The sequence below is a fragment of the Bacillus sp. T2.9-1 genome (genome assembly GCF_950097965.1).
In the GTDB taxonomy this organism is placed as follows: Bacteria; Bacillota; Bacilli; order Bacillales; family Cytobacillaceae; genus Niallia; species Niallia hominis.
The window spans coordinates 22,011-31,834 of the sequence record NZ_CATNHG010000107.1; the positions used below are offsets into that span (position 1 = coordinate 22,011).

The 9,824-nt window shown below is 34.4% G+C and carries 8 protein-coding genes and 1 pseudogene; 5 read left to right on the forward strand and 4 right to left on the reverse strand.

From position 1 onward, the window contains the following. The first annotated feature begins 164 nt into the window (after positions 1-164). Both pulA and QQZ16_RS15585 read left to right on the forward strand, forming a co-directional pair. The gene (gene pulA, locus QQZ16_RS15580; RefSeq protein ID WP_031540503.1) at positions 165-2,312 is read left to right on the forward strand and encodes a type I pullulanase; all 2,148 of its coding nucleotides are present in this window, start codon (positions 165-167) and stop codon (positions 2,310-2,312) included. Positions 2,313-2,945: 633 nt separating this feature from the next. Next, positions 2,946-3,719 (forward strand): phosphotransferase family protein, encoded by a 774-nt coding sequence (locus QQZ16_RS15585; RefSeq protein WP_251628733.1) that lies wholly within the window; start codon positions 2,946-2,948, stop codon positions 3,717-3,719. Between the two features lie 27 nt (positions 3,720-3,746). Here the strand turns inward: QQZ16_RS15585 and QQZ16_RS15590 are convergent, their stop codons facing one another. After that, the gene (locus tag QQZ16_RS15590) at positions 3,747-4,025 is read right to left on the reverse strand and encodes a YtzH-like family protein (protein ID WP_031540505.1); all 279 of its coding nucleotides are present in this window, start codon (positions 4,023-4,025) and stop codon (positions 3,747-3,749) included. Between the two features lie 228 nt (positions 4,026-4,253). On the opposite strand from QQZ16_RS15590, the gene trmB reads away from it, so the two are divergent. Continuing rightward, positions 4,254-4,892, forward strand: a complete 639-nt coding sequence (trmB, locus tag QQZ16_RS15595; RefSeq protein WP_031540506.1) for a tRNA (guanosine(46)-N7)-methyltransferase TrmB — start codon at positions 4,254-4,256, stop codon at positions 4,890-4,892. 108 nt (positions 4,893-5,000) lie between these two features. Here trmB and QQZ16_RS15600 read toward each other — a convergent pair whose 3' ends face one another. Beyond that, positions 5,001-5,315, reverse strand: coding sequence for a hypothetical protein (locus tag QQZ16_RS15600; RefSeq protein ID WP_031540507.1), 315 nt, complete (start codon positions 5,313-5,315; stop codon positions 5,001-5,003). A gap of 410 nt (positions 5,316-5,725) precedes the next feature. On the opposite strand from QQZ16_RS15600, the gene QQZ16_RS15605 reads away from it, so the two are divergent. Together QQZ16_RS15605 and QQZ16_RS15610 are read left to right on the forward strand one after the other, a co-directional pair. After that, a complete protein-coding gene (locus QQZ16_RS15605; protein ID WP_031540508.1) occupies positions 5,726-6,799 on the forward strand; it encodes a M42 family metallopeptidase in 1,074 nt (357 codons plus the stop codon). A gap of 127 nt (positions 6,800-6,926) precedes the next feature. Continuing rightward, positions 6,927-7,445: a DUF84 family protein gene (locus QQZ16_RS15610; protein WP_031540509.1), complete on the forward strand. Its 519-nt coding sequence runs from the start codon at positions 6,927-6,929 to the stop codon at positions 7,443-7,445. Between the two features lie 89 nt (positions 7,446-7,534). Here QQZ16_RS15610 and QQZ16_RS23275 read toward each other — a convergent pair whose 3' ends face one another. Beyond that, entirely contained in the window at positions 7,535-8,506 is a 972-nt protein-coding gene (locus tag QQZ16_RS23275; RefSeq protein ID WP_446715457.1) for a methyl-accepting chemotaxis protein, read from the reverse strand. Then, a pseudogene (locus QQZ16_RS23280) lies at positions 8,501-9,535 on the reverse strand (HAMP domain-containing protein); the annotation flags it as partial. The gene QQZ16_RS23275 and the pseudogene QQZ16_RS23280, both read right to left, overlap by 6 nt. Positions 9,536-9,824 lie beyond the last annotated feature (289 nt).

A 9,824-nucleotide genomic window follows, 5' to 3' on the forward strand; every position in this document is an offset into this window, starting at 1 on the left:
GCGGCTCGGCGCTCGCCCCGTGGAAAGCGAGCGGTAAGCCTCGGAAAACAAAAGCCTACACTAAGTTAGAATGGTTTGGTAACTACCGATTCACCAGGTAATTCACTTTTTCAGTGGCCACGAGTAGAAGAGTTGTGTTTTCAAGAGATGAGGGAGTGAGAAATTTGATATCAATTCGAAGAAGTTTCTTTGCTTATTTAGATGAAATGTCATTAATAACTGTTCTACTTCCCTATTCCTATTATAACGGGGAATCTACTGCGTTTAGATTAAAAGGAGATAGCCATCCTATTAATCTTGTGATTGAGTCGAAGGAAAAAATGCAGCATTTTGTAAAGTACAAATGTCACTTAAACGAAAACATTCAAATCGGCCAAAAATATGAGGTAGAGGATGCAAATAAGGGAGTAACAGATTTACAAATAGGTGCAGTCATTAGAACAGCTTCATTTGATGAAGAATTTTATTATGATGGTCCTCTAGGTGTAGACTATTCATCCGAGAAAAGTATCTTTTATCTATGGGCACCTACTGCACAACAAGTGAAATTGGTACTTAAATCCTCTGATCCAGCTATTGAGGAACGAAGGATTTTGGAGATGGAAAGACAGGAAAAAGGGGTTTGGAAAACAATCTATCTTGAAGATCTAGAAGGATGGTACTACAGCTATTTAGTACTTATAAATTTAGAGTGGAAAGAAGCAATAGACCCATACGCTGTAGCGGTTTCTGTAAATGGAGAAACAGGGGTAATTGTAGATTTAAATAAAACAAAAAGACAAAAGCCGGTTTTACCAGCACTCGAGCATGCGGTAGATAGTGTGATATATGAAACTCATATTAGAGATTTAACGATTCATCCTGATAGTGGAATTCGGCAAAAAGGAAAATATTTAGGTGTAACAGAATTAAATACAAAAACGAAAAAAAACGAGCTATCAGGTCTTTCCTATATAAAAGATTTAGGGATAACACATATAGAGTTTCTCCCTGTTCATGACTTTGAAGAAGTTGATGAGCTAGAGGTGCTAAAAAAATATAATTGGGGATATAATCCTTCCCATTATAACGTGCCAGAGGGCAGTTATTCGACAAATCCTATTGATCCATATGTAAGAATTAACGAACTTAAAGAAATGATTCATGCTGTACAAGAGCAAGGTATCCGTGTCATATTGGATGTTGTATATAATCATGTCTATAAAAAAGAAGATTCTTCTTTTGAAAAAATTGTTCCAGGCTATTTCTTCCGCTATGATAAGTATGGAATGCCATCAAATGGTACAGGAGTAGGGAATGACATAGCTTCAGAAAGATCGATGGTGAGACGATTCATTGTTGATTCTGTCCGTTTTTGGATAAAAGAATATCAAATTGATGGATTGCGCTTTGATTTAATGGGAATTCTTGATTGCCAAACAATGAATGAAGTTCGTTCCGTGTGTAATAGTTTCGATAAGAGCATTTTAATTATTGGGGAAGGTTGGGATTTAGCAACCCCTTTAAACAAAGATAAGAAGGCTATTATTGCTAATCAGCATTTGCTTCCTAGGATCGGTCAGTTTAATGATCAATTTAGAGATAAATTAAAAGGGAGTACCTTTCAGTTATATGATCGAGGTTATGCGCTTGGAAATAAGCTTTATAAAGACGATATTCCTGAACTATTAGCTGGGAGTGTCGGTGTCTATAAGGAAAATGGAATGTTTATTGAACCAGGTCAATCTGTAAATTATGTGGAGTCTCATGATAATCATACGCTATGGGATAAAATTGAAATATGTTTTTCAAATGAATCAGAAGAGTGGAAGCAAAAGAAACAACGACTTGCAACGTCTCTTGTCCTTCTTAGCCAGGGAATCCCTTTTATTCATTCGGGTCAGGAATTTTTCCGCACGAAAAATGGTGTAGAAAATAGTTATCAATCGCCAGATGAAATTAATCAGTTAGACTGGGATAGAAAAGATCAATTTATAGGCAATGTGGAATATATAAAAGGATTAATTTCCCTAAGAAGAAATAACAGAGCGTTCCGATTACCATCAGTGGAAGCTATTCAAAAGCACCTTATCATTAATCAGCAATCGAATGACGTAATACAATATATTTTACATGATCTAAAAGAAATGGGAGAATGGGAATCGATTATCGTATTTATAAATGTGAATGATTCTCCTGAAGAAGGATTTTGTAAAGAAGAATGTTGGAATATTTTAGTTGAAGGCGATACAGTTTATCAGCGGGATTATCCAACCATTCACAGAGATCGGATAATGGTTAAGCCAGTAAGCATAACAATAATTGCCAAGTAATAGGAAACGATAGTAACATTCGAAAGATTTCCGTGATATTTAGCAGGAATGTGTCCTAATGATGGAACCGGAAAATTTTTTTGACAGGAAATCATTATTTTAACGAGAGATTCACTTGACTAAAAAAAGAAATAAGAGATAATATTTAAATGAGAAACTTTCTATAAGAAAAAGTATTTAGGTAAAATTTAATATAAAATGATTGGAAATCTTGGATACATAGTATAATGGTATGGATACTATGTCCTTTTCTTTTTTACAGTTAAGAAAGTATTAGTTTTCTAAAAGTTAATTTGGTGTCTAGCTAAAGCGCCTACTGTCTAGCAAACTTTAGGTCATTTCTTTTGCGTTAGATAACACGAAAAATGCGTGTATCCTTTCTCGAAAGAACAGGTCCTTTCCGGTTATAAGGCGGTGTACAAGGCGCTTGCGCTTTTCTTATATCATTAAACTTTAGGCAAATTTGTGCTAATTAAAGAATGATTGCAGTACGATGAGTATAAGTTTACTATAAATGGATGAATAGCTGATAACCATTTTTGTTTGTTCTTCCTACCAAATTAGGACAAAAAAGACTCAAACAGGAATTTCTCATCTTTTTTTTGGAGCATAATATATAGTAGGTGAACAATTTTGGAACATTTATTAGGGCAAGATTGGGAAATAACCCCTGCAGGTGGAGAAACAGGCGAAGCCTTTTTTGCACAAAATAATGGGCAGAAGCTTTTTTTAAAACGGAATTCTTCTCCGTTTTTAGCTGTGCTGTCAGCAGAAGGAATTGTCCCAAAACTTGTTTGGACAAAAAGATTTGAAAACGGAGATGTTTTTACTGCACAGCAATGGCTCATAGGGAGAGAATTTGGTCATTCGGATATGACGGATGAAAGAGTGACAATGTTGCTTAAAAAAATTCATACCTCGAAGCCTTTATTAGAGATGCTAAAAAGACTAGGTAAGACATCTTTTCATCCTGAGATGATATTGTCAGTCATAAAAGCAGAAATAGACGATGAGCTAAAAGAAAACGAGGATATTACTCGTTATATCCAATTCTTAGAAGATAATCTTCCGTTTATAAAAACAACAGAACATGTGGTATGCCATTGTGATGTTAATCATAACAACTGGCTGCTTTCTGAAGACAACCAGTTGTATCTCATTGATTGGGATGGAGCGATGATAGCAGACCCAGCCATTGATTTAGGAATGCTGCTTTATTGGTATATTCCAAAGGAAGATTGGAAAAATTGGTTACACACTTATGGTTATGAACTCACAGATAATTTATCTTTAAGAATGAAATGGTATGTTATTGCTCAAACCATTAACTCCATCCGCTGGTACAAGAAAAAAGGTCGTTTTAGTGAAATGGAAAGATGGATGAAGTTTTTACATGATATTGAATAACACCCATTTCAAAGTATTTCTGATAAATTATGATAAATTGTTAATGCCATCTACCCACTGAGACAATTGATTTTGATGTGAATGGATATGTGTGTCTAAATTTGAGGCAGTAACACCTTGTTCGCTGTAACGGTGAACTTCCTCCAAAATTGGAAGGATATTCTGATCGATTTGCTCATTGGATCTTAAGGATGTAATCAATCTTTCTATTTGCTCACATTCTGCAACAGATCCACAGCAGTCTGTTTGTTGATTACTGAGAATATCGGCTAGTAATGCTAGTTGATGCTCATGATTTATAGGCATACATAGAACACCCTTTCTATAGGTTCTAGTATGAAAAGAATAATACATTCTTTTCAAATACCAGTTAAGGAATTCACTTATAGGTTGTGAATTCTTTTTTTCTTTATACAATTGTTCCTAATGTAAATTTATCCTTATATAAATTCAAGTTGCCAATAAAAGAGTATTGCATCCATGTATAATGCATGATATTGTTTGAAACGATAGTTATTAATAAGGAGTGTCCACATGCGATTAAGACATAAACCATGGGCGAAAGATAAATTAAGTGCATATCCACAATATATTATCCAAAACCCTGTAGATTGGAAAGGAAAATGGGATCAAGCTTTTAGTCAAAAGGGTCCTATTCATATTGAAATTGGTACAGGTAAAGGTCGATTTATTACAGAAATGGCAAAAGCGAATCCTTCGATTAATTACATCGGCGTAGAACTTCAGGAAAGCGTCATTGTTTCTGCATTAGATCGCTTAATAGAGGCAGAGATTCCTAACTTGAAGTTAATGAATATAAATGCAGAAAAACTAAAGGAATATTTTGAAAAGGGAGAAATTGCAAGAGTTTATCTAAATTTCTCCGATCCTTGGCCAAAGACCAGACATGAAAAACGAAGACTTACTTATAAAACGTTCCTTGATTCGTATCAGTCTGTGCTTGTAAATCAAGGAGAAGTACACTTTAAAACAGATAATCAAGGTTTATTTGAATATTCTTTAAAGAGCTTTTCTGAATATGGCATGCTTTTAAAATATGTGAGTCTTGATTTGCATAATAGTGATTATGAAGGCAATATCATGACAGAGTATGAGGAAAAATTCTCAAATAGAGGAAATAGAATTTATCGTTGCGAAGTACAATTCAGATAATGTAAAAGAGCTGGGATATAAGTATTCCAACTATATAATAACCCGAACTATTTCACGTAGATGTTAAAAAACATGCGTATAATTGTTGTTCGGGTTATTATATAGGTCTCAGGTTAATTGATTCACATCAAGAATAGTTCCAGTCTCACAATCGGAAACAAATTCAAAAACCTCTTGTTTTTCACCATTCATTCGAGTAATACCACCTCTATAGACTGTGAGTGAAGATTCAGGAGTATGAAGTGTTTCTTTTTCCATATTGATCCACGATCCGTTAATCGGCCCCTTTTTTTTAAAGGCTGCTTTTGCTATATGTAAAACTTCATTACTTGATAGGTTATTGTTCTTTGTAATGGTTTTCTTCGCAAGATAACTTGCAGCCACTCCAACAACAACCCCTCCTAAACATTGTTTCCAATTCATAAACTTAGCTCCTTACGTTTTTTTTATTCAAAACAAGAATGTTTATCAAAAAGAAAGCCATCCTTTTAAACAGATAATGTTATTATATCTAATTTATATGCTAGAAGAAATGATAAGGTAATATTCTTCTTGCGAAGGTTGGTTTAATGAAATGGATTAATTGGCAGTAGTTAAAGGAAAGTAGTGGTATGTGTTTAAATATTTCGGTACAATAAATATATTATCCCATTCTTAACGGACAGAAACTTCCACCTGAAGCTTTAAGAGAATAGCAAGGAAGCAAGGTGGGAGATCAACTATCCGTAAAGGTCTAGATTGGTTCAACTAACCTTTAGTGGAGAGGAAGGGCCCCCTACTGATGGAAGTTTCACTTTATCAAATACATAGTTAATTAAAGGAGCTTTGCTATAATGGAACAACAAACTTTGGATATGTTTAGAACTTTAACAGAACTTCCTGGTGTAGCTGGGAATGAACATCAAGTTCGAAATTTTATGAAAGAACAATTAAGTCTTTATACAAATGAGATAGTGCAAGATAATCTTGGCAGTATATTTGGTGTAAAAAGAGGGCAAGAGGATGGCCCGACTGTAATGGTTGCTGGTCATATGGATGAAGTTGGATTTATGGTAACATCCATCACAGATAATGGAATGATTCGCTTTCAGCCAATAGGTGGATGGTGGAGTCAAGTGCTTCTAGCACAAAGAGTACAGATAATTACGAATAATGGTCCTGTAATAGGGGTTATTGGTTCTATTCCTCCACATCTATTGGATGAAGCATTAAGAAGTAAACCAATGGATATAAAAAATATGCTTATTGATATTGGTGCTGATGATAAAGAAGATGCCTTGAAAATTGGAATTAAACCAGGTCAGATGATTGTTCCAATTTGCCCATTTACTCCTCTTGCGAATGAAAAGAAAATTATGGCCAAAGCGTGGGATAATCGTTATGGCTGTGGGTTAGCAATTGAATTGTTGAAAAACCTTCAAGGAGAAGAGATACCAAATATCTTATATTCTGGTGCTACCGTACAAGAAGAAGTAGGTCTTAGAGGGGCTAGAACAGCAGCTAATATGATTAAGCCCGATGTATTCTATGCTTTAGATGCAAGTCCTGCAAATGATGCCTCAGGGGATAAAAATCAATTTGGCCAGCTTGGTAAAGGTGCCTTACTCCGTATTTATGATCGTACAATGGTTATGCATAAAGGAATGAGAGAATTTATTTTAGATACTGCTGAGTCTAATAAAATTGCCTATCAGTATTTTATTTCACCTGGTGGAACAGATGCGGGACAAGTTCATATTTCTAATGACGGGGTTCCAAGTGCTGTTATTGGAATATGTTCTCGATATATTCATACAAGTGCTTCTATTATTCATATTGATGATTATGCAGCTGCAAAGGAATTGCTTACTAAATTAGTAAAAACAACAGATAATACCACAATTGAAACACTGCGTGCTAATCAATAAATATAGTCAGATTTAGCGTAGATTTGCATTGTTTTGAACAAAGAAGAATTTTCTTCATAAAAGGTGTCTCAACTATAATTAGCTGAGATACCTTTTTCTGTAGAAATTTTGTTAGGAGAGAATAATCATGAAAGTTTGTATCGGTACAAATAATATGGCTAAAGTGAATGCCGTCAAAAATTGTCTAGGAAATGACAAACATATGGAATATGCTATGTTCAATGTTAGCTCTGGAGTCAGTGATCAACCATTTTCAGATGAAGAAACTATTAAAGGTGCAATTAATCGAGCCAAAGCTGCTTTACTAGAGGGAGAAGGGGAGATAGGGATTGGATTGGAAGGAGGAGTACATCACACAAATGATATCCTCTTTTTGAATAATTGGGGTGCATTAGTATTAAAGGATGGAACAACCTTTATCGCAAGTGGAGCAAGAATACCGTTACCGAAAGAAATTGAGACGGAGTTAGTTGCAGGGAAAGAATTAGGACCAGTTATGGATGAATATGCCCAAAAAGAAAATGTGCGCCATAACGAAGGTGCTATCGGGATATTTACAAGTGGGAGAATAAATAGAACCTCGATGTTTAAACATGTTGTCGAATTACTCATTGGACAAATGGAATTTCACCAAATAAATAAATAAAGCATAACTCTCATCCGACTTTTTCATAATAGAGGAGATGGCTTAAGTACACCATCTTCTCTATTATCTATATATAAGAGTTATTTTATTTAAAGCTGCTTTTCATCAGGAGGAGATAGCGTGAATTGATTTACTTCACTATGCAGATCTAAGGCGATTTGCTGAAGAAGAGAAGCGGAATCATTTACTTTAATAACAGCCTCTAATTGAACTTCACTAGAAGCAGAAACCTCCTGTGTGGAAGCAGCTGCATTTTGAGAAACATTGTATACCTCAAGAACATCCCCCTTTAAGGACTGATTTGCTTCCTTAATTTTCGTTACTGCTTTGTTGATTGTACCCACTTTTACATTGATATTGGCAATGGATTTCACTATATTTTCAAAAACTAATTTTGTCGTATAAACTGATTTTTCTTGATAACTCCTGTATTCGTTTAACTGTTCAGCATTTTCCTTCAGCTGATTCATTTCCTCTGTCATTTCAGAAACTAAGCAGTGGATGTCTTCTGCTTCCTTTTTTGATTTTTCTGCTAGATGACGAACTTCTGTTGCGACAACCGTAAATCCTTTTCCACTTTCTCCTGCTCTGGCAGCTTCAATAGCAGCATTTAAGGCAAGGAGATTTGTACTGTCTGCAATGGTTTGAATGGTATCAACAATCGAAGCGATTTTTTCCGAATAATAGGTAGCATGTACCACTTTTTTTGTTAGCATTTGTGTTAAGTGAAGAAAATGTGTAGATATATTTTCTAATTCCTTCACTGTTTGCAAGCCTATTTTACTTTCTTCGCTAGCTAAATGAACCTCTTTTGTAACCTGTTTATCAAGTGTCACTGCTTGCTCAATCGCTTCTTCCACATCTTTTATATTATGAAGACTGTTAAATAGACGATTAGACTGTTCTGAAGCTCCTAAAGCAATTTGCTGGATGCTTTGGTCCACTTCATTTGCTTGTGCAGTTGTCTCTTTTGAAATAGTACTTAACTCTTGGGACGAAGCATGTAATTGATCCCCTGTAGTAGAGATAAAGAGTAAACTATTTTGGACTTTTTCTGCCATCTGATTAAAAGCAGTTGCAAGAATACTCATTTCATCTTTAGTTGTTATAGGAACACGATAATAAAAATTTCCCTCACTAATTTTTTTTGCAGCGGAGATAAGTAATTGAATCGATTTGTTAATCATTTTTAAAAGAAATAATCCAATGACAAATAGGAGTAAAATGATGAGAATACTGACAGAAAGGATGATGGCAGTATACATTCTATTTTTTTGAAGCAATTCTGTATTTAATCTGTTTTGTTCACTAGATAGGGCGTTTTCAAGTTCTTGAATGTTGGTTTGGATGGATTGAGATTGTGAATCAAAGGCTGTGATAAAATCAGTACTTCCTTCATAAGAACGGTTGATTTCTTTCAAAGCATCAAAATAATTATTAAAACTAGTTGTAATCGCCTCCTTTTGCTCAGCTGAAAGAGCGGTGTTATTATCTAATCTATCTGCATAGCCGGATGAAATCTCGAGGAAATTTTCATAAAATATCTTATTTTGTGTAGTAATATAATGTTCTTCATTAGTATGTAATTCCTCGAGTTCAGAAATAAGAATGCTATCGTTTGTATACTGTATAATCGATTGCAGTTCTTTAACAGAACTTTGAACGTCCCCCTTTAGTCCTTCATATGGTTCGTAACCAATCTTTTCATATTGATTAGACAATGTATCAAATCCATCTAAATAATTATTCCCATCTGCAGCTATTTGTTTAAATTTTTGTTGTAGTTCTTTTGAAAGATTTTTATCTTCACTGTATTGCTCAGCTAGGTGGACTAATTTTGTCCCCTCAGCTTTTACACTTTCTGCTAATGCGTAGCTTGGTAATTGAAGATATTCCCCTTCGATATTTCGTGTCTCATAAATAATCGCTTTAATCTCTTTTCCATCCCCAATAGTAGATAATAGATGTAGTTCTTGTTGTTTACTTTCTGTTTGAGCATTATTAAGAACGAATATTGCGCCTAAAATAGAAATAAATCCACAAATTGCTAATCCTAAAATAAAATATAATTTCGATTTTATTGTTTTCATCCTATCACCTCTTTTTGAAAATTCTTAAAAAACTGAATATTATATAATTATAGATGGGAATAAAAAATAGGACAATAGTCATTTAAAGAATTTTATGAAATAGTTAAAATGACATAAAAAAAGAGAGGAGATTGGTTGATAAAATACAATCAATAGGAAAGCGTATGAGTAAAATGTTTGTGGGTAGAAAATAATTTACCCTCTGGTTTGGTTGGTGGTCGTTAGACCGCCAACCAAACGCAAGCGCGGTAGTATGAGCAAAAATAAAGAAAAAGGGACTTTCTTTTTG